The organism is Actinacidiphila sp. bgisy160, from assembly GCF_057707815.1.
This window is the reverse complement of sequence record NZ_JBYIQW010000036.1, coordinates 1-25,825: the sequence shown is the minus strand read 5'-3', so window position 1 is coordinate 25,825 and position 25,825 is coordinate 1. Positions and strand designations below refer to the sequence as shown.

21 protein-coding genes are annotated in these 25,825 nt (G+C 70.5%); 9 read left to right on the top strand and 12 right to left on the bottom strand.

What is annotated here, in order from left to right:
- Positions 1–6: 6 nt before the first annotated feature.
- Entirely contained in the window at positions 7–1,299 is a 1,293-nt protein-coding gene (locus tag AC3EUJ_RS25120; RefSeq protein ID WP_431965030.1) for an ABC transporter substrate-binding protein, read from the bottom strand.
- Between the two features lie 459 nt (positions 1,300–1,758).
- On the opposite strand from AC3EUJ_RS25120, the gene AC3EUJ_RS25115 reads away from it, so the two are divergent.
- The 3 genes from AC3EUJ_RS25115 to AC3EUJ_RS25105 all read left to right on the top strand — a co-directional run bounded on the left by AC3EUJ_RS25115 (position 1,759) and on the right by AC3EUJ_RS25105 (position 5,013).
- A complete protein-coding gene (locus AC3EUJ_RS25115; protein WP_431965028.1) occupies positions 1,759–2,580 on the top strand; it encodes an HAD family hydrolase in 822 nt (273 codons plus the stop codon).
- Positions 2,581–2,954: 374 nt separating this feature from the next.
- Positions 2,955–3,173 (top strand): hypothetical protein, encoded by a 219-nt coding sequence (locus tag AC3EUJ_RS25110; protein WP_431965026.1) that lies wholly within the window; start codon positions 2,955–2,957, stop codon positions 3,171–3,173.
- Positions 3,160–5,013, top strand: a complete 1,854-nt coding sequence (locus AC3EUJ_RS25105) for an HEXXH motif domain-containing protein (RefSeq protein WP_431965024.1) — start codon at positions 3,160–3,162, stop codon at positions 5,011–5,013. The genes AC3EUJ_RS25110 and AC3EUJ_RS25105 overlap by 14 nt, the downstream gene beginning before the upstream one ends.
- Here the strand turns inward: AC3EUJ_RS25105 and fxsT are convergent.
- From fxsT to AC3EUJ_RS25060, 9 genes are all read right to left on the bottom strand, one after another.
- Positions 4,999–9,303, bottom strand: a complete 4,305-nt coding sequence (gene fxsT, locus AC3EUJ_RS25100; protein WP_431965023.1) for an FxSxx-COOH system tetratricopeptide repeat protein — start codon at positions 9,301–9,303, stop codon at positions 4,999–5,001. The genes AC3EUJ_RS25105 and fxsT overlap by 15 nt on opposite strands.
- Entirely contained in the window at positions 9,303–10,157 is an 855-nt protein-coding gene (locus tag AC3EUJ_RS25095; protein WP_431965021.1) for an AAA family ATPase, read from the bottom strand. Before AC3EUJ_RS25095 ends, fxsT begins: the two co-directional genes overlap by 1 nt.
- A 241-nt stretch (positions 10,158–10,398) precedes the next feature.
- Positions 10,399–11,901, bottom strand: coding sequence for a VMAP-C domain-containing protein (locus AC3EUJ_RS25090; RefSeq protein ID WP_431965019.1), 1,503 nt, complete (start codon positions 11,899–11,901; stop codon positions 10,399–10,401).
- Complete coding sequence (locus AC3EUJ_RS25085) at positions 11,898–12,866, bottom strand: effector-associated domain 2-containing protein (RefSeq protein WP_431965132.1); 969 nt, start codon at positions 12,864–12,866, stop codon at positions 11,898–11,900. The genes AC3EUJ_RS25090 and AC3EUJ_RS25085 overlap by 4 nt, the downstream gene beginning before the upstream one ends.
- Before the next feature lie 32 nt (positions 12,867–12,898).
- Positions 12,899–13,219, bottom strand: a complete 321-nt coding sequence (locus AC3EUJ_RS25080) for a CU044_2847 family protein (protein WP_431965017.1) — start codon at positions 13,217–13,219, stop codon at positions 12,899–12,901.
- Positions 13,220–13,468: 249 nt separating this feature from the next.
- Complete coding sequence (locus AC3EUJ_RS25075) at positions 13,469–14,392, bottom strand: LysR family transcriptional regulator (protein WP_431965015.1); 924 nt, start codon at positions 14,390–14,392, stop codon at positions 13,469–13,471.
- A 4-nt stretch (positions 14,393–14,396) separates the two neighbouring features.
- Positions 14,397–15,590 (bottom strand): glycine C-acetyltransferase, encoded by a 1,194-nt coding sequence (locus AC3EUJ_RS25070; protein ID WP_431965013.1) that lies wholly within the window; start codon positions 15,588–15,590, stop codon positions 14,397–14,399.
- A 63-nt stretch (positions 15,591–15,653) separates the two neighbouring features.
- On the bottom strand, positions 15,654–16,682 hold the full coding sequence (gene tdh / locus AC3EUJ_RS25065) for an L-threonine 3-dehydrogenase (RefSeq protein WP_431965011.1): 1,029 nt from the start codon (positions 16,680–16,682) through the stop codon (positions 15,654–15,656).
- A gap of 246 nt (positions 16,683–16,928) precedes the next feature.
- Complete coding sequence (locus AC3EUJ_RS25060; RefSeq protein WP_431965009.1) at positions 16,929–17,411, bottom strand: peroxiredoxin; 483 nt, start codon at positions 17,409–17,411, stop codon at positions 16,929–16,931.
- A gap of 106 nt (positions 17,412–17,517) precedes the next feature.
- Here AC3EUJ_RS25060 and AC3EUJ_RS25055 point away from each other — a divergent pair, with 106 nt between their 5' ends.
- Positions 17,518–18,120, top strand: coding sequence for a TetR/AcrR family transcriptional regulator (locus AC3EUJ_RS25055; protein ID WP_431965008.1), 603 nt, complete (start codon positions 17,518–17,520; stop codon positions 18,118–18,120).
- Between the two features lie 491 nt (positions 18,121–18,611).
- Here the strand turns inward: AC3EUJ_RS25055 and AC3EUJ_RS25050 are convergent, their stop codons facing one another.
- Positions 18,612–19,427 (bottom strand): AIM24 family protein, encoded by an 816-nt coding sequence (locus tag AC3EUJ_RS25050; protein ID WP_431965006.1) that lies wholly within the window; start codon positions 19,425–19,427, stop codon positions 18,612–18,614.
- Between the two features lie 34 nt (positions 19,428–19,461).
- A complete protein-coding gene (locus tag AC3EUJ_RS25045; protein WP_431965004.1) occupies positions 19,462–20,733 on the bottom strand; it encodes an ROK family transcriptional regulator in 1,272 nt (423 codons plus the stop codon).
- Between the two features lie 140 nt (positions 20,734–20,873).
- Here AC3EUJ_RS25045 and AC3EUJ_RS25040 point away from each other — a divergent pair, with 140 nt between their 5' ends.
- Genes AC3EUJ_RS25040 through AC3EUJ_RS25020 form a run of 5 tightly spaced genes read left to right on the top strand, consistent with a single transcriptional unit; the run spans position 20,874 to position 25,792 of the window.
- Complete coding sequence (locus tag AC3EUJ_RS25040; RefSeq protein WP_431965002.1) at positions 20,874–22,190, top strand: ABC transporter substrate-binding protein; 1,317 nt, start codon at positions 20,874–20,876, stop codon at positions 22,188–22,190.
- 14 nt (positions 22,191–22,204) lie between these two features.
- Entirely contained in the window at positions 22,205–23,215 is a 1,011-nt protein-coding gene (locus AC3EUJ_RS25035; protein WP_431965000.1) for a carbohydrate ABC transporter permease, read from the top strand.
- The gene (locus AC3EUJ_RS25030) at positions 23,208–24,068 is read left to right on the top strand and encodes a carbohydrate ABC transporter permease (protein ID WP_431964998.1); all 861 of its coding nucleotides are present in this window, start codon (positions 23,208–23,210) and stop codon (positions 24,066–24,068) included. The genes AC3EUJ_RS25035 and AC3EUJ_RS25030 overlap by 8 nt, the downstream gene beginning before the upstream one ends.
- A gap of 41 nt (positions 24,069–24,109) precedes the next feature.
- Entirely contained in the window at positions 24,110–25,468 is a 1,359-nt protein-coding gene (locus AC3EUJ_RS25025) for a GH1 family beta-glucosidase (RefSeq protein ID WP_431964996.1), read from the top strand.
- Positions 25,469–25,513: 45 nt separating this feature from the next.
- Entirely contained in the window at positions 25,514–25,792 is a 279-nt protein-coding gene (locus AC3EUJ_RS25020) for an RICIN domain-containing protein (RefSeq protein WP_431964994.1), read from the top strand.
- Positions 25,793–25,825: the final 33 nt, after the last annotated feature.

Here is a 25,825-nt window from a genome sequence, read left to right as displayed (position 1 = left end):
CCATCGTCACTGGCTCCAGATCTTCTGCGCGCTGCGCTGCCAGGTGGTGAGGATGGAGCCGATCTCCTTGGGCTTCGCCAGGTAGTGCACCAGGGCGGTGTCGGCGGTCGGCTGGAGGGCGTCGCTGGAGTCGCGGTTGAAGAACTGCGTCACGTCGGCGGCGCTATCGATGAGCTTGCGGCCCTTGACCACCAGCGGGGTGCCGGCGTCCTTGGCGTCCGGGTGGGTGGGAAGCGCGGTGCCGGAGGAGTTCTTGAGGTAGAGCTCCTGCGCCTCGGCGGTGGCCAGGTAGCTCAGCAGCTCCTTGACGCCGTCGGTGCGCTTGCTGCGGGCGCTGGCGAAGTAGCCGTCGGTGGGCGCCTCCTCGGCGACCGGCACCTTGGGGTCGATGATCGGGAACTGGAAGAAGTCCAGGTCGCCCAGGGCGTCCTTCGGCGCGGCGTCGGCGAAGAAGGTGCCGATGAGCATCATGCCGGTGCGGCCCTGAAGGAGGGCGGTGGTGGCGTCCTGGAACGGTATCGCCGTGCCGTTCGGGTCGAAGAACGGCCGGGCCTGGTCCCAGGTGTCGAAGACCTTGCGGACCTCGGGGTCGTCGAAGCGGTGCTTGCCCGCCAGCAGTTCGCGGTGGTAGGCGGCACCGTTGACGCGGATGTTGAGGTAGTCGAACCACGCGGAGGCGACCCACGGGGTGTCGCCGCCGGCGCCGAGGCCGACCGGGGCGACGCCCTTGCTCTTGAGCTTGTCGCACAGGTCGAGGAACTCGTCCCAGTTCTTAGGCTCCTGGACGCCCCACTTGGCGAAGTTGGACTTCCGGTAGAACATGCCCCACCAGTAGTAGCTGGTGGGCACGAAGACCTTCTTGCCGCTGGAGGCGGAGGTGCACAGTTTCTTCAGGGCGTCGGTGTAGCCGGACAGCTCGGGCTTGCCCCAGATGTCGTCCAGGTCGAGGAGCAGGTCCTTCTTGGCGTACGACTCGGCGACGGAGCCCGGGTACCAGGTGTAGATGTCCGGCGGGTTGGCCGAGGTGAGGTACGTCGGCAACTGCGTGCGGAAGGTCTCCGACGCGACGGTGTTGAGCTTCGCCTCGGCGCCGCCACGCTTGTTGAAGGCGGCCACGAGCTGCTGCATCGAGGTCTTCGCCTGCGGGGAGGAGAGGTTGGACTGCAGGGTCACCGGGCCGCCGGACTTTCCTCCGGAGGCGGACGGGCTCTGGGTGACGCAGCTGCTGAGCAGCGCGCCGGCGCCGACGGCGCCGGACACGGCGAGGAACCGGCGGCGGCTGGCGTTGAAGGCGGTCATCTGTGCACTCCCTTAGTGCCCACGGAACGGAGCTGAGGCCCCCTGACGGCCCGGCTCTGGGTGCGGCAGGCACAGCCTGTCGCAGGGGTCAGCATCCCGTCAAGATTAATTACTAATTTATTTTCCGGGCGGTGCACCCCTCACCGAACAAGGCCTGGAGGCACGCCCGTTGGCGCCGTATGAGGCGGGTTGACGCCGGTGGAACGCAGGTGGAACGAGGTGGAGCGGGGTGCCGCGAGACGCGGCGAACGGGTCGCGCGCGGCCCGGAGCGCGTCCTGATGGACGCGGCCGTCCACCCTGCGGAAGACGGCGTGCCGGGCGCCGGTGCCACGGCGGAAACTGTGTCCGGACCCCCGAAGTCTGTCAATATTAATTGCTAATTAACTTAAAAACGCGATCTTTCGGTGACCTGAGTCCGTCACGGCACCGCGCTCCGCGGGGTTCCGTAGAATGCGGCGATGCCCCGCCCCCACCTGGTCGCCACCGATCTCGACGGCACGCTCCTGCGGAAGGACGGCACGCTCTCCGCCCGCACGCTGGACGCCCTGCGCGCCACGGCCGACGCGGGCGCGGAAATCGTCCTCGTGACCGCCCGGCCGCCCCGCTACCTCGACACGCTCGCCGCGGCCACCGGGCTCACCGGCACCGCGGTGTGCTCCAACGGCGCGATCGTGTACGACATCGGCCGCCGCACCGTCATGGGAACCAGCCCGCTCGCCGCCCCCGTCGCACGAAGGGTGGCCGCCGCCCTGCGGGACGCGGCGCCGGGCGTCGGCTTCGCCGTGGAGACGGGCCACCGGCTGCGCTGGGCCCCGGGATACGGACATCGCCTGCCCGAGGACGCCGGCGCCGAGGTCCCCGTACCCTCGCTCGCGGAACTGTGGGCGACACCGGACCCGTTCGTGAAACTGCTCGCCTGGTCGCCCGCGCTCGACGCGGACGCCCTGCTCGCCGTCGCGGAGCACGCCGCCGGCGGCCGGGCCCAGTTCACCCACTCCGGCGGCCACGGCCTGCTGGAGGTCAGCGCCCGGGGCGTCACCAAGGCGGCCGCGCTGGCGGCGCTGTGCGCGTCCCGCGGCATCGCGGCCGAGCAGGTCATCGCCTTCGGCGACATGCCCAATGACCTGCCCGTCCTGACCTGGGCGGGCACCGGCTGCGCCGTCGCCAACGCGCACCCGGCCGTGCTCACCGAGGTCGCCCACCGCACCGCCTCCAACGAGGACGACGGCGTGGCCCGCGTCCTGGAGCGGCTCTACGGGACGGGGACGGGGGAGCGCTGACACGCCAAGGGGCGGCGTCCGCCCGCACGCACCCGAGCCTTGAGAACTGGGTCCGGCAGGACACACCTCCACCAACCGGACGCGCCGCTCAGGATTCCCCGTCCCGGACTCCGCGATGAAGATGGATCTCGTCACGCGCTATCAGCGGATCAGCCACGTCATGCGTTCCCTTACTGTCTGGTGCTAACCTGTCGCAGGCGCACGTGCGCCCATCGGTCGACAGGCCAGAAGACATTTTTCCGCAATACACAACTAATGCTGGACCAGATAGTTGTAGCTCACTCAGTTCTGCTCAATGCGGGTGACCGTTCTCTTGACCCGCAAAAAGCTACAACGGGGAGGTCGGATCTGGTCGACTGGAAGGTGTGGCGCACGTGTCAGAATCCGCACGCGGTTTGCTCTCGGAGCTCATCGACCTGTCTGACTTCCGCTTGGACGATCTCGGAGGCATGACCGGTCTGGAGCATGCATGGGGAGCGCTGCGGAGCGGCTTGATGCGCGCATCGGCCCCGTTGTGCGAAGGCAGCATCGCGCCCGGATACGAGACGACTTACGGGGCCATGACGAGCGTGACCACCATTGACCTCGGCTGAACCATACCTGGTCGCTCGCGAAACACTGATCGGCGTGGCCCGCGGAGACGTCGGCCAAGCCGATATCGCGTTATTGGCATCGGCTCAGCGCAGCCGACTGCTCTTGGCGCTCACAGCACTCCTGCGTACCGCCGAGGCCTCCGCTGCTTCAGCGCCGGAACCCGGCCCATCACCCACCGGCCCGCGCGAGGTCTGGGCGACGCTTTGTGCGGTGCAGCGCGTCGCTCCCGAAGCCGTCGAGACCGTGCTGCGCGACCCGGCCGTCGGTGCCTGGGCGTTCGCGCTGGTGCGTCGACTAGCACGGCCGACGGCTGAATCAGTTTCCGATTCACCCAGATGGGCGGCGAGCGCGGTTCTCGGAACCCTCGCAGCGGCAGCCGCCATTCGTGCCGGAGTCCCCTGCTCCCTTCGCGTTCCGGTCCGGGACGGCCGGCTGTGGCTCCCGTCCCTGGGCATCACGGCAAGCGTGGGCCCTGCGCCGTGGGCCGTGGTGAGCGTGGAGGCCGGGCCGGACGGAGGCCTGGTCTCCGGCGAATGCGGGTCCGTACACGTGCCCAAAGATCCGACGGCGCCCGCCGAAGGCTGGTCGCCGCTACAGACGGTAAGCCCAGCGGGCCGGGACGGGACACAGGCAGCGGTACTCGATCACCTTTCTCCCTATCGCGACTTCCGGGCGTTGCGCGGCCCCACCGACCTGGGTCCGACGGCCGTATCAAGCTGGCGCTCACTACTGACCAAGGCGTACGAGCTCCTCCGCGAGAGCAACCCGGCCGCCCACCGCATGGTGTCGGGGACGGTACGCTCGGTCGTTCCGGTCGAGGGTGCGGGACCATTACGAGTCGTCAGCGCGTCCATCCCTGACGCCTTCGGCGCATTGACCATGTCGCTGCCCGAGGACGCACAGTCATTGGCCGCCACGCTCGTCCATGAGTCCCAGCATCAGTTGCTCACCGCTCTGGACCATCTGGTGCCCCTTCTGAAACCGACGGAGCATACGGAGCAAGGAGCCGAGGCCCTGTACTTCGCACCCTGGCGTGCCGATGCGCGCCCGCTGCGTGGTCTGCTCTTCGGAGCTCACGCCTTCGCCGGGGTCGCTGCGTTCTGGAGAGGCCGCCGCGAGGCCGATGGGGAGCGTGCGGACTTCGAGTTCGCCGTGCACAGGTGGCAGGTACGGTCGGCACTGGCCGCTCTGCGCAGTGCCGAGGGCCTCACCTACGCCGGTAACGTCGTCGTCCAGGCTGTGGCCGAGTTGGTCGGCGACTGGAGTCAGGAGTCGGTGAACAAGCCGGCGGGCTCCCTTGCCGAGCTGTGTTGCCGGGACCAGTGGGCGTCGTGGCGAGCGGCACATCTGGCAGTGGATGCCGCCGACGCAGACGAGCTCGCTCGTCGCTGGCACGCCGGCCAGCCCGCACCTCGCCACCTGCCCCCCGCCCGTATGGTCCACTCCGCCACAGCTCCAGAGGCCGGCGCCAGGACCTGGCTGGCAAGACTGTGGGTGACGCGCCCCGATGCCTTCAAACAAGTGTGGGCCGCTGCGGAGACCAGCGACGCAGACATGCTGGGGATCACGGGAGCGACCGCGGCGGACGTCGCACTGATCACCGGAGACACGGAGGGGGCGCTGGCGGCGTACCGCGAAGCGACCCCTGCACCGGCCACCTGGATTGGCCTCGGCCTGGCGTCCCCAGGAGTGTCGCTGCTTGCCGAGCGTCCTGACCTCGTCCTGGCCGTTCATGCCGCCCTGGAACGGCTGGACAGACGATCCCCAGGACCCGAACCCCTTGCCGTCTGGCTCGGTACCGGTCTCGCAGGAACCGCTCGGCCATCAGACACCCAGTAGGTCGATGTCAACGTTGGCCCGGCGATTGCGCTCCGCATCGATGCTCGCCGGATGTTGCGGGCCGTGCACCTGCCGGATGGCCGCCAGCGCTCGCTCGTACAACGTGCGCGCCGCCGCGACCTGGCCCAGGGCTTTCAGGTCGTACGACAGGTTGAGCATGACCGCCAGCGTCGCGGGATGGTTCGCTCCTCGAACCGAGGTGCTCACGTCGAGCAGCACGGTGTCCAGATCATGAGCCTCCTGGAAGTGGTTCTGGGCCCAGAGGTCGCTGGCGAGCCCGGTTCGCGACACCAAGGTGCGGGGGTGATCCGCACTGAGCACGTTGCTCAGCCCGTGCACTGCCGCTTGGTCCAGCTCCCGGGCTTCATCGACGCGGCCCAACAGGCGGAGCGTGACGGCCAAGTTGTTGGCCGTCGCATAGGTGTGCGGGTGCTCACGGCCCAGCAGAGCCGTACACCGCTCCATGGTGGCCCGGCCGAGCTGGGCCGCCCCTTCGAGGTCTCCTGTCTGCCGGAGGTCCGTCGCGTGGTTCTGGGATGCGCGGACGGTCTCCAGCGAGTCCTCTCCGAACTGCGCCCTGAGAACGGACAGCACCATGAAGGACAGTTCCCGCGCGCCCGCATGGTCGCCCAGCTTGCGCAGGGTCACGGACAGTTCACGGGTGGCCCGGATCGCGAGATCGTGCTTCGGGCCGAGCATCGAGTGCGTCAGGTCCCTGAGGGACGAGAACACCTGCCTCGCCTCGTCCAGTCGGCCCAGTTCCTGAAGGTCCAGACCCATCTGATAGCGGCTGCTCAGGGTTCGCGTGTTGTAGTCCCCCAGGACCTCGACACGGCGCTCGTACGTCTCCTCGTCGATCCGAAGCGCCTCCTGGAAGTCACCGGCCAAACGCAGGCTGACGGTGTAGTTGTGGGCGGCATGCAACGTGCCGGTGTCGTACGAACCGAGTTCCAGCCGCGTCGTTTGGTATGCCTGCTGGTCCAATTCCCGTGCTCCGTAGAAGTCACCTCGCAGTCGCAGGAGAATCGCCATCACACTGACGGCTCGCTGGGTGAGTTCATGGCGTTCTCCCAGGACCCGTCGGCACCGCTCCAGCAATTCGGCCTGCAACTCATACGCCGCGTCGTACTGGTTCAGCCAGCGCAAGGTCAGGGCACGGGCCTGGTCGGCGGCGATGATGTGCTCGTGGTCCTCCCCCAGAAGGCGGCGCCAGATGTCACATGCCTCCTCCGCGAGTTTCAAGCCTTCCTGGTAGTCACTGCGCTCCCGCAGGAAGACTGCCTCGTTCAGCACCAGCTGACGGGCCCATCCGTCCTCGCACTCCACCAGCCTCGTGGCCCTCACATGCGGCAGGAGCGCCGAGTAGCGAGCCCACTCGTCCGGCTGCCCGGGATTCCTGGGGTCGGCGTTCGCGAGGATCTCATGTGCGCAGTGACGCATCTCGATGCGTTCCGCCGTATCCATCTGCTCGACGAGGACCCGCTGCACGAGACGGTGGACCTGGATGGTGGAGTTCCGGTGGTCGATGCGGGCCAGTGCGTAGCGCCCGATCTCACGGATGGCCTGGGACAGCTTGATCGGGTCGTCGAGCGCAGCCCGTAGGGCGGAAGGGGCGGTGACGCCGCGCACCGCTTCGAAGAACCCGCGTGAGATCGGCTCCGGCGCGAAGAACGCGCAGATCTGCAGCAGTTGGAGCGCAGCCGGGTGGTCCTCGCGCAGGCGGTCGAGCGACACGTTCCACGCCGCCGCCACGGGAAGGTCGTAGTCGGGGGGAGGAGATACCTCCAGGAGTTCGGCGCACTTCGTCTCGAACAGTTCCAGGTACTGTTGCGCCGGCATCCCCGTCTCGGCGAGCCACACGGCCGCCTGCTCCACGGCCAGCGGCAGGTCACCGAGCGCGTCCGCCAGTCGGTCCGCAGCCTCATCCGGGATCTGCGGACTGCGTCGCTTGATCAGCTCGACGCTTTCCGGACGGGTGAAGACATCCACTTCGAGCGAACTCGCCAGGGTGGACCACTGGGAGTTGCGGGACGTCACCAGGACTCGGCCCGGCCCGTTGCGGGGGAAGAACTGGAGGACCTCGTGCGGGTTCTCCGCGTTGTCGAAGACCAGTAACCAGTTCTTGTACGGCCGGCCCCGCCGCAGCGCCTCGAGGACGGTCGGAACGGCGCTGCGGTTGGCACCCGCGTCCAGCCCCATGTGCTCCCCCAGCTCGATGAGGGACTGCACGACGAGGTTGATCTGCTCGGCGGGTATCCACCAGATGAGTTCATACTCCTTCCCGTAGCGGTAGACGTACTCGATCGCTATCTGGGATTTCCCGACCCCGCCCATTCCGTGCAGGGCCTCGGGCAGGACCGCGGTAGTGACTCCGCTGGCAAGTCGTTGACGTAGCACGGCGAGGAGTTCTTCACGCCCTGTGAAATTGCGATTTCGCAGTGGAAGATTGCCGCCGAATTGCGGCTGAGGCGGCAGGAACTGCCGCGAGCTTTCCGTTCCTGAATTGGACATGGCTTCTCCCCGAACGGCTCGAGAACGTGGCTCCGTCTCCGTGGACTCGCTTGCTTTTCCTGGCCCGAAAGGACTTTCCTGCGCTCCCGCTCGACCGCCGCCGCCGTACCGCTCCGCGCCCTCCCCGTCGTCCAGGAGGCCGTCGAGCCGCGCCGCCCTCGCGAGGTAAGGACCCGAAAGAGCCTTGAAGACAGCCCGCAGAGGACGGACGAAGGGCAGCGTGTCGGGAGTCACCGGCAGGTCGACGTGATCCGCCCGCCATGACAGGGGGTCGTCGTCCTGCACGCCGGAAGCAGCCACCCGGGGACCCAGGACTTCCGACACCTGGCGCAGTACGTGCAACGTCTCGAAACGTGTGCCGAGGGCCAGCAACTCCTCCCTGACGCCCTCCACGAAATCAAAGGAAACGCGCTCGGCGTCCTCCACGTCCGCACCGTTTTCGATTCGGCGCAACAATCCGAACATCATGATTTCGGCGGTATTCCAGTTCTGCGCTCCGGGCACGGAATCCTGGATGATGCGCATCACAGGCAGGTTGAGGGGTGCGGCAGCCAGCCGGCAGGCAAGCCGGAATGCCGTCGGGGACGCCTTCGCCATGAAATTCTGCACGGATTCACGGGCGGAGTCACGCGTACGGTTCGGGTCGTTCGCCGGACGCCTGGAGCCGGAGCCCGCCGGCGCGTCGTTCCCGGCCGATTGGAGGGACGTGTGGGCCCCCAGGTCTCCTCGTCTGCCGGTGAGCAGGACCGCGGATGTGTGACGGCCGCCCGGGGACGCCACCAGGCGGGCCCAACGACCGAGCGACCCGGGGGTCATCTCCACCAGAGGTATGGGGACCGCCTGCCCTGAGCGCGACGGCAGCAGTCCACCAGGCCGTGACGGGGAGGAGGCCGACCGCATCACCGAGCACATGCGGTTCGCGGCGGCGGTGTGCGGGACCTTCAACTGGACGCGAAAGGCACTGGGAACGGTGAACTCCCACAACTCCTGCGGCAGCAGGCTGAGCACCGCCGTGGGAGAGATCCTGCCCTTGGCGTTGAGGAAGGCCGCTGCTTCACCGTTCCGCCATGTCTCGGCCACCGCGTCGGTGATGACCAGCACGGGGCAGTCCGTTCCTGACCGGAGTTCTCGAGGGCGATGCAGGGAGTGCCCGTCGCGGCGGGCACGTGGTCCCGCCTCGGACAGGTCGACTCGGGTCGTGCTGACGGTGCGGAAGAGAGCCGCGCTCTCCACCATGTCCACGAACACCGGAACGACGTCCTGCCACAGGGCCATCGACGCACTCGCGTCCACGATCAACCACAGATCATGACGGCGCTCCATGACCGGACGACGGACCGGCAGCCACCACCCCTCCGAGGCCGCGCGCTCCGCCGTTGCGTCCTCGTCCATGTCCCAGGCGTGAGGGGAGGCGCGAAACAGCCCGAGCGGCTTGAGGGACCGCGCCAGCGCGAGTGCGCCCGGCAAGCGCACGGAGGTACGCCGCCCGCGCCGGTCCGACTCGCCTTCCGGACGGTGGTGGCCCCCGCCCGGACCCCGCCGCCGGTTCTCCCCGTCCGGCTGGACGTCGTTGCCGGGGTGGTACTCGACGAGGTGGGTGGGCGACGAGCGCACCCCCTGTGGGCCGCGGCCCGAACTCGCCGGGGTCGTCGACAGGCCCTCCACATCACGTGCGCCCGGAGCCGCCGACACGGAATCCGCGTACGCTGCGAGATAGATCGCGTCCCGGACCTCCGGCCCGGTGGGCATGGACCGCTGTTCGTCCCCCGCGGCCGCCATCAGAACTTCGTCCCGGGTCCCGACCCGTTGAGACGGTGCCACACCGCTTCGACGATCTCGTACAGCGAGCCGTCCTGGCCGCCGATCCCCCCGGACGTCGCCAGGTAGAGCGAGTTGAGGAGCTGGTCCTTGGACAGTCCGCCGCGTTCCCGGCTGCGTTCGAGGAACCTGGCGATGAGGTCACCTCCCCACTGCCGTGCCGTCTCCTCCCCGAAGTGTGCGGTGAGCATGTCGGCCAGGTCGTCCTGGCCCGGTTCCGGCATGTCGAGCAGCAGGCAGCGCCGCAGGAAGGCCGGCGGGAACTCCCGCTCGCTGTTGGAGGTCATCACGATCAGCGGGAAGGCGTGGCAGGTGACCGTTCCGTCGCGCACCTCGGCCTCACCTCCGGGGTCGCTGGTCAGGACACGCACCACCGGGTGCCGGCGCCGGGCCCGCAACAACTCGGGGATGGCGAAACTGCCCTCCTCGAAGATGCTCAGCAGATCGTTGGCGAGATCGAGGTCGCTCTTGTCGAGCTCGTCGATGAGCAGGACCCGCGGTTCCGCGAACGGGAGCAGTGCCGTACCCAGCGGCCCCAGCTGGATGTACTCACCGATCCCCAGCGGTGCTGGGTCCGATGCCTCGGAGGGATCACCGTCACGGGCCGCCCGGGCAGCCGCGGTGTCCTGGACACGGCCGATCGCGTCGTAGTCGTACAACCCGCGCTGCAAAGTGGTGCGACTGGTGATGTGCCACCGCAGGACCCGCCCCAAGCGCAGTTCACGACTGATGCGGTACGCCAAGCTCGACTTCCCGGTGCCGGGTCGCCCGCTGACCAGCAAGGGCCGGCGCAGCAGCAGGGCCGCGTTCACCATGTTCGCCTCTTGTTCGGCGAACCGGGACACGGCGCCGTTGGGCAGGTGGGTTCCCAGCCGCCGGACGGTTTCGGTGTCGTCGGGCGGCGGAGGCGGGAGGACCGGGCCACCGCCGAAGGTCCGCCACGGCGGCGGTGGTGGAAGGTGCTCGGCCAGGGAGAACTCGGTGGGGGCCGGTCCAGTGCCCCGGTATATCCACCAGCGGGGCAGTGGGCCGTCCCCGGGTAATGCCGCGCTGTCGCTAGACCGTGTCATGAGTCTGTTTCTCCTCCCAACCGTCCCTGACCGATGGCGAAGAGTCCGTCGCTGCCACAGGTAGCCGATAGGGGTCGTCCCAGAGCAGGGCGACATGACGACCGACCACGGGCGCACCTTCAGAATCGCCGTCTCTCGATGTGATGCGCAAGGACTTCACCAGGGCCGGCAGCCGCCGGGGATCCCCGTCGTCCAGCACCGCGCGGATCGCCGCGCGGAACTCGGGACCGGTTCGCCCCCTTCTGTCCCACAGCACCACGGGTATCCCGGCCCTCAGGGCTTCTCCCAGCTCGTCGGGGGTGTGGCGGGACTCCTCCCCCGCGGTGGAACCGCTCCCCGGAGCGGAACTCAGCACCGCGACGGCAGGGGGTGGGTCGGACAACAGGTGGGGCAGGCCGTCATCGGCGAACCAGTGGGCACGCCCCGCCCGTCCCTCCGCGAACGCGTCCCAGCGCCTCCCCCAGCGGCCGTGCAGGTCGCGCCTGTCGAGCCGTTCCAGGCTGCGGATGACGACAGGATGGTCCTCGCCCAGCACGGCGCCGATCCCCCGGAACGACGACTTCTCCCATCGCTCCACGGGAAGGTGCAGGAGGTCCCAGGGAAGCACGAACTCGATGGCGAGTTCTCCTTTGAGGAAGTAGGCCCAGTCGCTCTCGGCCTGGTGGATCAGGGTCCTCACCTCCCGCTCCAGGTCTTGGAGGGCGATGCGCCGGTCCTCGCCGCGGACTTGGCCACCGGGGTGCACCCGGCGCCAGTAGGAGAGGATCGTCATGCCCTCCGTCTCGCCGTCGAGCAAGGGCCGAAGCCTGATGATGAGGTAGTCCGACGGCCTCCACACGCCGGTCTCGGTCTGCGAACTCCGGTACGCCGGCTCCGCCGGCCCGGCATCGTCCGGCACCGTGGGGTGCGGGTCATGCGCGTCGGCCCACTCCATGAGGGCCAACTGCCGTTCGCCTTCGGCCGCGAAGGCGAGTCGCCGCAGGAGCTGGAGACACGGCAGCGGCTGGCCGTTCCGGGCGTTGAGCGTCGATGCGTGGAGGAAGACCGCCCAAGGTTCGGTGCAGTGGACCGGCGCGGAGAATCTCCCCTGCTCCCGCAGGAAGTCTGCGTACCGCCTGCCGAGGTCCGGCACCCTGAGTCCGTCGAGGAGCCGGAAGAGCTCCTCCCACTCCTCGACGGCGAAGAGATCGACCTCCCAGGCGGCAAGGGCGATCTTGAGGTTCAGTACCGCGACCGTACTGCCCTCCCACACTTCCAGGGTCTGGACCATCGAGGTCAGTCCCCCGGGCGTCCGGGACACGCCCTCCATCAACCGCACCAACTGGGCGCGCTGCCCTCCGCCGAGTGCGGCCGGTTCCGGGTTGAACCTGTTCACCAGACGCCGGAAGGTCATCGGATCTTCCAGGCAGGTCAATTGCTGCACCGCGTCGACGAGGTACCTGGGAAGTTCGCGGCGGACGCTGTTCGCGAGGGACCCCGGATCGATCATGCATCGCCCCCCGAACCACCTTCGCCACGCCGGCAGATGCGGTCAAGGATGCCCACTGCTCGCACAACTGACACCGCATCACCGCCGAGCTGCGACACGGCGGTGCGCAACGCGGCGCAGCCGTCCCGGTGATCCGCGCACGCCTGGACGACGGAGAGGAGCTGCTGGCGTGGCCAGGGGTGGTCCCGGATGTTGCGACGAACCACCGGGGGAAGGGCTTCCCGCAGCATGCGCCCGGAGTCGTGGGCGATCTGGGGCACCTCCAGGAGCGCGTCAGCGAGTTCGTACAACTCCTCGGTGGTGGGGGAAGCGGTGGTCCGGGGCGCTGCGACACGGAGTGCGGCGCCGAGTGGAGGCCAGAGCCGGACGGCGGCCTCCGTCGGCAGCATCCAGGCGATCCTGGACGCGCGATCGGTGTAGGCGGCAGTGACGATGCCGATGACGCGGCCTCGCAGTGGATCCCACACGGCCGCACCGCTGAAGCCCCGTGTGACGGCGGCGCCCGTGGCACGGAGTCCGTCGAGTTGTACCCAGTCGGGGCAGGGGCCGCCGGTACCTGCCAGCCGTGCTGTGGCGATCAGGCCCGCCGACGCGCCGTCCGGGTAGCCGATCACCGCGACACGGCGGTCCTGCGGGGAACCGCACGCCATCAGGGGCAGGGGACCGCACCCCCCGGGAAGACGTGGGTGTCCCGCGTCGAGGGTGAGCACGGCGAAGTCGGCTCGGTCGGCGCAGGACGCACCCGCCGGCGCGTGAACGAGGTCGGGAACCTCGGACCACGCGCCCGGCACCGGACGCGCATGAGCCGACCATCCGCGCCCGGGGAGGTCTACGACGAGCGACCCCTTCGAGGCCTCGGCCATCGCGTCCGCGACGACATGCGCGCAGGTGAGGACATGTGTGCCCATTCCACCGAGGGACACCAGAATCCCGGCTCCCCACAACGCGCCGTCCCGGGACTGCACCCTCACCTGGCCACGTTCCGGTCCCACGGTGATCAGGAAGCCGGGTTCCGCCACACCACTACGACTTTCAGATGTCCCTCCCCCTCCGTGTGCGCGATGACCGCACCCGCCTTGGCATTGAACCGGACGCCGAACTCCAGGGTTATCTCCTCCGGCGGCCGGGGCAGGGTGATCAGCCGGTCCAACGCGGTCTGGGCCACCGAGCGCACGCGGTCGAAACCCGCCTCCAGCGAGCCGGTCGCCCGGGCGATGGTGTCTCCCCGCCGCGAGACCGAGACGATTCCGGGCTCGTCGTCCGCGATCTCGACCACCGCTTCACCGCCGTCCGCGGTGCGGAAACTGATCAACTGCACGGTCGCCTCCCCCTAGCGAGTACCGGATACAGGCACGTGTGCTCCATACCCATACGGACCCGCCACGGAGCATGACGTGGACGACTGATCGCTCGTGCGTCCCGGAGAGCCGGTCCCTCCGGCTCGGCCCCGGTCGAACGGAAGCCGCGCGTACGACTGCCGTCACCTGCGCCGTACCATCCGACTACCGGTGGAACCCCTGCCCGAGGTCCGCTGCGGCCCAGCCCCCGGTCCCCCGGCGAGCCGGCGTCACTCCGCCCCGCCCGCGCCCTCCGCCGCGTCGCGCAGGGCGTCCAGGACCGGGCGGAGCAGGGGGTGGTCCTCGGCGCCGCGGCGGACGGCGGCGAAGACGCGGCGGGTGGCGACGACGTCGTCGACGGGGCGGACGGCGACACCGGACAGGTCCATGTCGCGCAACGCGCTGCGCGGGACGAGGGCCACGCCCGCGCCCGCCGCCGCGAGGGCGACGACCGCGCGGAAGTCGTCGGAGGAGTGCTCAAGGCGCGGCTGGAACCCGGCGTACTCGCAGGAGAGGACCACCACGTCGTGGCAGGGGTTGCCGGGGTAGGGGCCGATCCAGGTCTCGCCGGCGAGGCCGGCGATCCGGACGGTGCCGGTCCCGGCATCGGCGAGGGGGTGGCCCGCCGGGAGGACGGCGTCGAAGGGCTCGGCGTACAGGGGGACGCGGGAGAGCCGCTGGTCGTCGGCGCGAGGGGCGCCGCGGTACTCGACGGCGACGGCGATCTCGGCGCGGCCGTCGAGCACCATGGGCAGCGACTCGTCGCCTTCGGCATCCCGGACCCGGACCCGGATGCCCGGGGCGGTGCCGCCGAGCGCGGCGATGGCCGGGGCGAGCACGAGCGCGATGCCCGTGGCGAAGGAGGCCACGGTCACCTCGCCGGCGGCGCCGGAGGTGTAGGCGGCCAGCTCGGCCTCGGCGCGTTCGAGCTGGGCGAGGACGGTGTTGGCGTGGGCGAGCAGGATCTCACCGACGGGGGTGAGCTGGACGCCGCGGCCGCCGCGCTCCAGCAGCCGGTGGCCGGTCTCGTTCTCCAGGGCCGCGAGTTGCTGGGAGACCGCGGAGGGGGTCAGATACAGCGCGGCGGCCGCGGCGGTCACCGTACGGTGGTCCGCCACGGCCCGCAGGGTCCGCAGCCGTCGTGCGTCAATCACCCATTCATCCTGCCAGGGCATCGCGCGCGGCGATGAACGCGTCCACCGCCTTCTCGACGTCCGCGGTGGAGTGCGCGGCCGACAGCTGGACCCGGATGCGGGCCTTGCCGTGCGGCACGACGGGGTACGAGAAGCCGATGACGTAGACGCCGCGCTCCAGCAGCAGCTCCGCCATGCGGCCCGCCTTCGCCGCGTCGCCGATCATGACCGGGGCGATGGGGTGCTCGCCGGGCAGGATCTCGAAGCCGGCCTCGGTCATCCGGGAGCGGAAGAGGGCGGTGTTCTCCGCGAGGCGGGTGCGCAGGTCCTCGGAGTCCTCGATCAGGTCGAGGACCTTGAGGGAGGCGGCGGCGATGACCGGCGCGAGGGAGTTGGAGAACAGGTACGGGCGCGAGCGCTGGCGCAGCAGCGCGACGATCTCCGCGCGGGCCGCGACGTAGCCGCCGGAGGCGCCGCCGAGGGCCTTGCCGAGGGTGCCGGTGATGATGTCGACCCGGTCCATCACGCCGTGCAGGGCGTGGGTGCCGCGGCCGCCGGGGCCGGTGAAGCCGACGGCGTGGGAGTCGTCGACCATGACCATGGCGTCGTAGCGGTCGGCGAGGTCGCAGATCTCGTCCAGCGGGGCGATGTAGCCGTCCATGGAGAAGACACCGTCGGTGACGACGAGGCGGCGGCGGGCGTCGGACGCCTCCTTCAGGCGCGCCTCGAGCTCGGCCATGTCGCGGTTGGCGTAGCGCAGGCGGCGGGCCTTGGACAGCCGGATGCCGTCGATGATGCTGGCGTGGTTGAGCGCGTCGGAGATGACGGCGTCGTTCTCGTCCAGGAGGGTCTCGAAGACGCCGCCGTTGGCGTCGAAGCAGGAGCTGTAGAGGATCGTGTCCTCGGTGCCGAGGAAGGCGGAAAGGCGCGCCTCGAGCTCCTTGTGGACCTCCTGGGTGCCGCAGATGAAGCGGACGGACGCCATGCCGTAGCCCCAGCGGTCCAGGGCCTCCTTGGCGGCGGCGGTGACCTCGGGGTGGTCGGCGAGACCGAGGTAGTTGTTGGCGCAGAAGTTCAGCACGTCGCCGGGGGCGCCGCCGCCGGTGACCGAGACGGAGGCGTTCTGCGGGGTGCCGATCACGCGCTCGGGCTTGAAGAGCCCGGCCTCGCGGATCTCGTCGAGGGTGCCGCGCAGGTCGTCGCGGACGGAGTCGAACATCGGGGTTCTCCCTGGAAAGCTGCGGGTGCGGGTGGGTCGTGCCTCGGGGCCGGCCCGGACGGCTCAGGAGGTCCAGTCGAGGACGATCTTGCCGCAGCGGCCGCTCGCGGCCTCGTCGAAGGCGGCGTCGAAGTCGCGGTAGGAGTAGCGGCCGGTGACCACGGGGGCGATGTCGAGGCCGCCTTCCAGCAGCACGGACATGGCGTACCAGGTCTCGTACATCTCGCGTCCGTAGATGCCCTTGATGGTGATCATCGACGTGACGATCTTCGCCCAGTCGACCGAGTAGTCCTGCGAGGGCAGGCCGAGCATCGCGATGCGGCCGCCGTTGGTCATGTTGGCGATCATGTCGCGCATGGCCTCGGGGCGGCCGGACATCTCCAGGCCGATGTCGAAGCCCTCGCGCAGGCCGAGCTCGCGCTGCCCTTCGGCGATGGTGGTCTCGGCGACGTTGAGCGCGAGGCTGACGCCGACCTTGCGGGCGAGCTGCAGGCGGTACTCGCTGACGTCGGTGATGACGACGTTGCGCGCGCCGGCGTGCTTGGCGACGGCGGCGGCCATGATGCCGATCGGGCCGGCGCCGGTGATCAGCACGTCCTCACCGACCAGGGGGAAGGACAGCGCGGTGTGGACGGCGTTGCCGAACGGGTCGAAGATCGCCGCTATGTCGAGGTCGACGGGAACCCGGTGCACCCACACGTTGGAGGCGGGCAGCGCCACGTACTCGGCGAAGGCGCCGTCGCGGCCGACTCCGAGGCCGATCGTGTTGCGGCACAGGTGGCGGCGGCCGGCCAGGCAGTTGCGGCACTTGCCGCAGACGAGGTGGCCCTCGCCGCTGACGAGGTCGCCGGTCTTGATCTCGGCGACGTCGGCGCCGACGGCGGCGACCTCGCCGACGAACTCGTGACCGAGCACGAGCGGGGTGTTCACGGCCTGCTGGGCCCAGCCGTCCCAGGCACGGATGTGCAGGTCGGTGCCGCAGATGCCGGTCCGCAGCACCTTGATGAGGACGTCCCCGGGTCCGATCTCCGGCTCCGGGACGTCCCGCAGCCACAGGCCGGGCTCGGCCTTCTCCTTCACCAGTGCCTTCACTCTTGCGACTCCTGCCGGCAGACGAGGTGGCCCGGCCCGCGCGGGGGGACGCGGACCGGGCACAGGGGGAGCCCGGGCGGAGCGGCGGCGCCCGTCGGCGCCGGCTCGCGCGATGCGCCGGGCACACAGCAATCTGCCCGGCTTCGGGCGTTCAGTCCATCGATCTTTTCTTAAGCTCGGCAACAGCGCAGCTTCACGCTCGGCCGGAAGGGTGGCGCCGGCCGCTCCGGGCCGGGGCGCCGGGGCTCAGCGCGGGGCGAGCGCGGCCAGCTGAGCGGTGATGGTGTCGGTGTCCTGGAAGGTCAGGCCGATGCGGGCGACGTGCTTCCAGCGCACGATGCCCTCGGCGTCCACGATGAAGACCGAGCGCTTCAGGCCGAGGCCCGGCATGGTGATGCCGTAGGCCTTCGCCACCGTGCGCTGGGTGTCGGCGAGCAGCGGGAAGCGCAGGTCGCGCTTGCGGGCGAAGTGCTCGTGGCTGTCGAGGTCGCTGAAGTTGATGCCCCACACCGTCGCCCCGAGGTCGCGGAAGCGGTCGAGGTCGGAGGTGTAGGAGCAGAGCTGCCTGGTGCACACGGCCGAGTCGTCCCCGGGGTAGAAGGCGAGCACGACGGGGGCGCCGCGGTGCGCGGACAGGGAGTACTCGCCGCGCTCGGCGCCCGATCCGGTGAGCAGGACTCCCGGGAGGTTGAAGTCGGGGGCGGGGGTGCCGGTCTCGGGCACGGGCATGGCGGGGTCCTCTCGCAGGGGTGTCGTGGAGCGCGTCGCGCGTGACGATACAGAACGTTCGTTCTTGTCGGGACGCTACGCGGTGCCGTCCGCTACCGTCAAGGACATGAGTGCCCCACCCGCCGTTCCCCTGGTCACGATCGCCGCCGCGGACGCGCCGCCGCGTGACCGCATCCTGGCCACCGCGGCCCGGCTGTTCTACGCCGAGGGGATCCACGCCGTGGGCATGGACCGGATCGTCACGGAGGCGTCCACGACGAGGGCGACGCTCTACCGGCACTTCCTGGGCAAGGAGCAGCTCGTCCTGAGCTACATCCGGGCCACCGACGAGCAGATCCGCAGCTTCACCACGGCCGCGCTGGAGGGTCTTGGCGCACGGGAGGCGCTGGCCGCGGTGGCCGGCGCGCTCGGCGACCAGCTGTGCTCGCCGGGCTTCCGCGGCTGCCCGTTCCTGAACGCGGCCGCGGAGTACCCGGACCCGGCCGACCCCGTCTCGCGCGCGATCGTGGCCCACCGGGACTGGCTGCGGGGGCTGGTCGCCCGGCTGCTCGCGCAGGCGGGCGCCCCCGAGCCCGCCGAGGACGCGGCGACGCTGATGATGCTGCGCGACGGTGCCGTGATGACCGCCGCGCTGGGTGACGCGGACGCGGTGCGGGCCTCCCTGGCGCGGGCGGTTCGCCGTGTGCTGACCGACGCCGGTGTGGGCTGAGCCTGCCGGCACGACGCGCGGGTTGGTGGTCCGCCCCGGCCCGCTGCTCCCGGCCGCGTATACCCGGCGGCCCGCGACCGGTGAGGCCGGCCGCGTCGCACGGGCGCGCGTGGCGCCCCGCTCCCGCCAAACGAGCGGGGGGCGACGAGCCGTCCTGGCGAACGGCCTCGAGCCCCTCCGGCAGCCGGTGTCGGCGCCGACCGCCCGGACAGGGGCGCCGCGCGAAGGCATGCGGACCGCGGGTGGCGCAGGCACGACGCGCGTGACTGCTCCGGCCCACCGCCCCCGGCCCGTACGAGCCGCGCGGCAAAGGCCCGCCTGATGGCGGCCCGCCGGTACAACGGCGGACCGCGCCCCGGATCAGCCCGGCGCGTACCCGGCCGCCGGGCGGACGGCGGCGGACCAGGGCGTGCGGGATGGAGTGCGCGGCCGGGCAGCGGCGGTCGCGCCGTGTCGCAGCGCGCTCGCGGCTGCCGAACGGCGGGTGGGAATCAGCCGGCGTGGGTGGAGAACAGACCGCCGGTGGGGCCCTGCTTGTCACCGCCCTGGGCCTTCTTGAGGGCATTGGCCAGGCCCTCGATGGTCATGGACTGCAGGATGACGCGGCCGTCGCCCTCCAGGGTCGCCAGCGACAGCCCCTCACCGCCGAAGACGGCGTTCATGATCCCCTGCCGGTTGAGCCCGCCGATGCGCTGCACGCCGTAGCGGACGCCGTCCTCGAAGGCGACGATGCAGCCGGTGTCGACCTCGATGCGGCCGCCGAAGTCGGCGGGGTTGAGGTCGATGAAGTTGCCCGCGCCCGCGATGATCACCGTGCCGCGGCCGGTGAACTTCTCCAGGACGAACCCCTCGCCGCCGCTGGTGCCGGTGCGGCCGCCCTGAAAGGCGATGCCGAAGTCGACGGTCGACTCGGCGGCCACGAAGGCGTCCTTCTCCGCGTACCAGGCGCGCGACCCGTCCAGTTCCAGGGCGCGCATCTCGCCGGGCAGGACGCCCGCGAAGCCGACGGTGCCCTCGCCGCCGCTCGCGGTGAAGTACTGGAAGGCGATGCTCTCGCCCGCCAGCATCCGCTGGCCGACCTGCATGGCCGTGCCCATCGCCTGACGGAGCATGCCGCCCATGCCGCCGCTCCCCGCACCGTCCTGGGCCTGGCGCTGGGCGCCGGGGCCGGCCAGCCGGGTGTCCATGCTCACGTTCGCGGTCTTGAACAGGAACTTCCCCGCCTCGCAGTAGACGGTCTGGCCGGGCTGGAGGGTGCACACCGCCATCTGCATGGCGTTGCCGACGATCTGCTGCTTGAGGGTCACTGCGGTGCTCCGGGTGGTCTCGGGATGCTCTCGTTCAGACGGATGTACCCGACAACGAACGACCCGGACGATTCGGTTCCGCCTGGTCCTCCGGCCGCGCCGCGGGGGCGGGCGGCCGGCCGCCGGCGTCGAGGAAGCGGGCGAGCGGCAAGGTGGCGGCGCCGACGGTGACCGCGTCCGTCCCGAGCCGGCCCAGCTCGATGGAGGTCTGGGCGCAGGGGTGGCGCAGCGCGTACGCGGCGGTGGCCTCGCGGACGGCGGGCAGCAGCCGGGGGCCGATCATCAGGCCGGTCCAGCCGGACAGCACGATGCGCTCGGGGTTGAAGAGGTTGACGAGGTCGGCGATGCCGGCGCCGAGGTACTCGGCGGTCTCGTCGAGCAGGGCGACGGCGGCGGCGTCACCGGCCTCGGCGGCGTCGAGGAGGGCGGCGATCGCGGCCTCCTCGCTCACCCCCGTGGGCGCGTCCCAGCGTTCGATGAGCGCCTCGGCGCCCACGTAGGCCTCCAGGCAGCCACGGGCGCCGCAGCGGCAGCGCCGTCCGCCGACCTGGAGGGTGGTGTGGCCCCACTCCCCCGCGCTGCTGCTGGCACCGCGGTACGGCTTGCCGTCGGCGACGACGCAGGCGCCGACCCCGGAGCCGAGCAGGGCGATCACGGCGTTGCGGGCGCCGCGGCCGGCGCCGAACCACATCTCGGCCTGGCCGAGGGTCTTGGCGCCGTTGTCGATGTGGAGCGGCAGCGCGGTGCCCTCGGCGAGCAGCACGCCGAGGGGGACGGCGTCCCAGCCGATGGTCTGGCCGTGGACGACCGCGCCGGCGCCGCCGGCGCCCTGCTCGACGATGCCGGGGACGCCGACGCCGACGCCCAGCACGAGGGCGGGGTCCACGCGGGTGTCCTCCAGGACGACGGCGAGGCCGTCGAGGATCAGCTGGACGACGAGGGCGACGTCGTGGCCGCTGTCGGCCAGCGGGCGGTCGGTGGAGGAGAGCTCGGTCAGGGCGAGGTCGAAGAGAGTGACCCGGACGCGGGTCTCGCCGACGTCGACGCCGATGAGGAAGCCGTGACGGGGGGCGACCTTGAGCATGACGCGGGGGCGGCCGCCGTCGGACTCGACGGAGCCGGCCTCCTCGACGACGCCGTCGGCGATGAGCTCGGCCACGACGTTGCTGATGGAACCTGTGCTCAGTCCGGTGTCCCTCGCCAACTCCTGACGGCTGAGGGGTCCTTCGAAGTACAGGTGGCGCAAGAGCGCCGAACGGTTGCCCCGCCGCAGGTCGCGTACGGTCCGCTTGCCTCGGTCTGCCATGGTGCTCCCTCCGCGGCTGAATCTATCGCTGCGCCAAGTCTTGACGCCAGGTTTTCTCAGACGTTAAATCACGCCTTGAATTAAGGCGTGACGTACTTCACTTCCCGAAGGCACCCACCCCTGGAGAGGGATCCCCGGTCATGCACATCACCCGTACCACGGCCGCCGTGACGCTCGCGGCCGCGCTCATCGCCTCCGCCACCGCGTGCGGCGGCGGCTCCTCGACCGACGGCAGCGGAAACGGCAGCCCCAAGGAGCTCACCTACTGGGCCAGCAACCAGGGCGCCAGCCTCGAGGCGGACAAGGCGACCCTGACGCCCGAGCTCAAGAAGTTCGAGAAGCAGACCGGGATCAAGGTCAAGCTCGAGGTCATCCCGTGGTCCGACCTCCTCAACCGGATCCTCGCCGCGGCCACCTCCGGCCAGGGCCCCGACGTCCTCAACATCGGCAACACCTGGTCCGCGTCCCTCCAGGCCACCGGCGCGCTCCGCCCCTTCGACGCCAAGGCGTTCGACGCCATCGGCGGCAAGGACCGCTTCGTCTCCTCCGCCCTGGGCGCGACCGGCGCCGAGGGCAAGGACCCGGCCGCGGTGCCGCTGTACTCCCTGGCGTACGGCCTGTACTACAACAAGAAGATGTTCGCCGACGCGGGCATAGCCAACCCGCCCGCCACCTGGGACGAGCTCGTCGCCGACGGCAAGAAGCTCACCAAGGGCGGCAAGTACGGCCTCGCCGTCGAGGGCGGCAACCTCTCCGAGAACGTCCACCACGCCTTCGTCTTCGGCAAGCAGCACGGCGCCGACTTCTTCGACGCCTCCGGCAAGCCGACCTTCACCACGCCCGAGGCCGTCGCGGCCGTCAAGCAGTACATCGACTTCATCGCCAAGGACAAGATCGCGGCCCCCGGCAACGCCGAGTACGCCGCCAACCAGTCGGTCGCCGACTTCGCCACCGGCAAGGCCGCCATGCTGCTGTGGCAGGCCGCCGGCTCCTCCCTGAAGTCCCACGGCATGAAGCCCGAGGACTACGGCGTCGCCCAGGTGCCGTTCCAGAGCGCGGGCGCCACCGGCGAGACCGCCGTGAACTCGATGGTCGCGGGCATCAACCTGGCCGTCTTCAAGAAGAGCGACAACGTCGACGGCGCGCTGAAGTTCGTGAAGTTCATGACCAGCGACGACGAGCAGAAGATCCTCAACGGCGCCTACGGCTCGCTCCCGCCGGTCAAGGCCGCCCAGTCCGACCCGGCCTTCGCCACCCCGGACCTGAAGGTCCTCGCGGACGCGCTCGCGGGCAGCGCGGCGCCGCTCCCGCAGGTCGCCAACGAGAGCCAGTTCGAGACCGCCGTCGGCACCGCGATGAAGGACCTGTTCGCCGACGCCGCCGCCGGCAAGCCGGTCACCACCGAGAGCGTCAAGGCCGCCCTCGAAAAGGCCCAGCAGCAGATGCCGGCCTCGTGAGCGTGAAGGAACCGATGACCGCCACCGTGCCGCCCGTCCGGCACAGCTCCAAGACGCCTTCCCCTGGCGGCCGGCCGGCCGCCGGGGGAAGGGCCCCGCTGTCGCGGCTGCGCCTGCCGGCGCGGCTGCGGCGCGCGTCGCTCCCGTACGTCCTGCTGCTGCCGGCGCTCGCGCTGGAACTGCTCATCCACCTGGTGCCGATGGTCGTCGGCGTCGTGATGAGCTTCAAGGAGCTCACCCAGTTCTTCATCAGCGACTGGTCGGCCGCCCCCTGGAAGGGCCTGGACAACTACCGCGTCGCGGTGGACTTCAACGCGCCCGTCGGCGAGGACCTGCTCAAGTCCTTCCTCGTCACCTGCGAGTTCACCGTCCTGGCGGTCGGGCTGTCCTGGCTGTTCGGCACCGCCGCCGCGATCCTCATGCAGGACGCCTTCCGCGGCCGCGGGCTGCTGCGCGCGGTCTTCCTGGTGCCGTACGCGCTGCCGGTCTACGCGGCGGTGATCACCTGGTCGTTCATGTTCCAGCGGGACACCGGCATGATCAACCACGTCCTCCACGACCAGCTGCACCTCACCGACGGCCGGCCCTTCTGGCTGATCGGCGACAACAGCTTCTTCGCGCTGGTGACGGTGTCGGTGTGGCGGCAGTGGCCGTTCGCCTTCCTGTGCCTGATGGCCGGCCTGCAGAACATCCCGCGCGAGCTGTACGAGGCGGCGGCGATGGACGGCGCCGGGATCTGGCAGCAGATCCGCGCGATCACCCTGCCGTCGCTGCGCCCGGTCAACCAGGTGCTGGTGCTGGTGCTGTTCCTGTGGACGTTCAACGACTTCAACACGCCCTATGTGCTGTTCGGGCGGGCCGCGCCGGACGCCGCGGACCTGATCTCGATCCACATCTACCAGTCGTCCTTCGTGACCTGGAACTTCGGCTCCGGCTCGGCGATGTCCGTGCTCCTGCTGCTGTTCCTGCTCGTCGTGACGGTGCTCTACCTGCTCGCGACCTCCCTGAGGAGGAAGGATGCCTGACGTCCGCAGCCCCATGGCCGCGCCGCGCTCCTTCGTGTGGACCCGGCGGATCGTGCTGACCGTGCTGACGGCCTTCGCGCTGGCGCCGGTGTTCGTCATGGTCGTCTCCTCGCTGAAGCCGCTGCAGGACGTGCAGGGCCCGTTCCGCTGGTTCCCCAGCGGCTTCACCCTGCGCCCGTACGCGGACATCTGGCACACCGTGCCACTCGCCCGGTACTTCGTGAACTCGCTGCTCGTGGCGGGCGGGGCGACCCTGTGCTCGGTCGCGGTGGCGGTCTTCGCGGCGTACGCGGTCAGCCGCTACGACTTCAAGGGGCGCCGCTTCTTCTCGGTGACGATCCTGTCCACCCAGATGTTCCCCGGCATCCTCTTCCTGCTGCCGCTCTTCCTGATCTTCGTGAACCTCGGGAACGCAACGGGCATCGCCCTGTACGGCAGCCGCGGCGGCCTGATCCTGACCTACCTCACCTTCTCGCTCCCCTTCTCCATCTGGATGCTGGCGGGCTACTTCGACTCCATCCCCCGGGACCTGGACGAGGCCGCCATGGTCGACGGCTGCGGGCCGCTGGGCGCGCTGTTCCGGGTGGTCGTCCCGGCCGCCGTGCCCGGCATCGTCGCGGTGTGCGTGTACGCCTTCATGACGGCCTGGGGCGAGGTGCTGTTCGCCTCCGTCATGACCAACGACACCAGCCGCACGCTCGCCGTCGGCCTGCAGGGCTACGCCACGCAGACCGACGTGTACTGGAACCAGGTCATGGCCGCCTCGCTCGTGGTCAGCGTGCCCGTCGTCGCCGGGTTCCTGCTCCTGCAGCGCTACCTCGTCGCCGGGCTGACCGCCGGCGCCGTCAAGTGAGCCCCACAGCCCCTCAGAGTCCCCCGAACGAAAGGCAGTCCGTGACCCTCGACCTCAGCGCCCTCCCCGACGGATTCGTGTGGGGCGCCGCGACGGCCGCGTACCAGATCGAAGGAGCCGTGGCCGAGGACGGCCGCGCGCCCTCCATCTGGGACACCTTCTCCCGCACGCCGGGGAAGGTCGCGAACGGCGACACCGGTGACGTCGCCTGCGACCACTACCACCGCGTGCCGGAGGACATCGGCCTGATGCGCCGGCTCGGCCTGGACGCCTACCGCTTCTCCCTCGCCTGGCCCCGCGTGTTGCCGCAGGGCGGCGGGCCGGTCAACCCCGCGGGCCTGGCCTTCTACGACCGCCTGGTCGACGCCCTGCTGGAGGCGGGCATCACCCCCTTCCCCACCCTGTACCACTGGGACCTGCCGCAGGCCCAGCAGGACCGCGGCGGCTGGCCGGAGCGGGAGACCGCGCTGCGCTTCGCCGAGTACGCGTCCGTGGTGGCCGAACGGCTGGGCGACCGGGTGACCCACTGGGCGACGCTCAACGAGCCCCTGTGCTCGGCCTGGATCGGCCATCTGCAGGGCGTGATGGCCCCCGGCCTCACCGACATCACGGCCGCCGTACGCGCCTCGTACCACCTGCACCTGGGTCACGGCCTGGCGGTTCAGGCGCTGCGCGCCGCGGTCCCGCACGCCCGGGTCGGCATCGTCAACAACCTCAGCCCCTGCGAGCCGGCCTCCGACCGGCCCGAGGACGTCGCCGCGGCGCTGCGCGCCGACGGCCACACCAACCGCTGGTGGCTGGACCCGATCCACGGCCGCGGCTACCCCGAGGACATGCTGGAGCTGTACGGGGTCGAACTGCCCGTCCAGGCGGGTGACATGGAGACCATCGCAGCCCCGCTGGACTGGCTGGGCCTGAACTACTACTTCCGTGACATCGTCGCCGACGACCCGTCGGGGCCGGTCCCCCACACCCGCGCCGTGCGCGTCCCCGACGTCCGCCGCACCGCGATGGACTGGGAGGTGCACGCCGACGGCCTGGAGCGGCTGCTGCTGCGGCTGACCGAGGAGTACGGCGCCCGCAAGATCTACGTCACCGAGAACGGCTCGGCGTACGAGGACCGCGTCGGCCCCGACGGCCAGGTCCACGACCCCGAGCGCACCGCCTACCTGGAGGAGCACCTGGCGGCCTGCGCCCGCGCCGTGCGCGGCGGTGCCCCGCTCGCCGGCTACTTCGCCTGGTCGCTGCTGGACAACTTCGAGTGGGCGTACGGCTACGACAAGCGCTTCGGCCTCGTCCACGTCGACTACGAGACCCAGCGCCGGACCGTGAAGGGCAGCGGGCGCCGCTACGCCGAGATCATCACCGCCCACCGGAGCCGCGCCCGCAGCGCGGCCTGACCTCCCCCGCCATCCCGTCTCCACCCCCCACACAGGAGATCCGCGATGCCACACCACCCCCACATCGGACGCCTGATCGCCGTGCTCGCGGCGGTCGCGGCGGCCTTCGCCGGGTTATTGCTCGCCGGACCCGGGGCGGCCGCCGCCGCCAACCAGCAGTGGAAGCCCGTGCTCCAGGCGGACGGTTCGTACGTCCTCACGGCCCGGCACAGCGGCAGGTGCCTGGACGTCGCGTCCGCTTCGGCGGCCGACGGCGCCCTGCTGCAGCAGTACACCTGCAACGGCACCGCGGCCCAGTCCTTCCGGCTGACGCCGTCGGGCTGACCGGCTCAGGGGGGGGGGGGGGGGGGGGGGGGG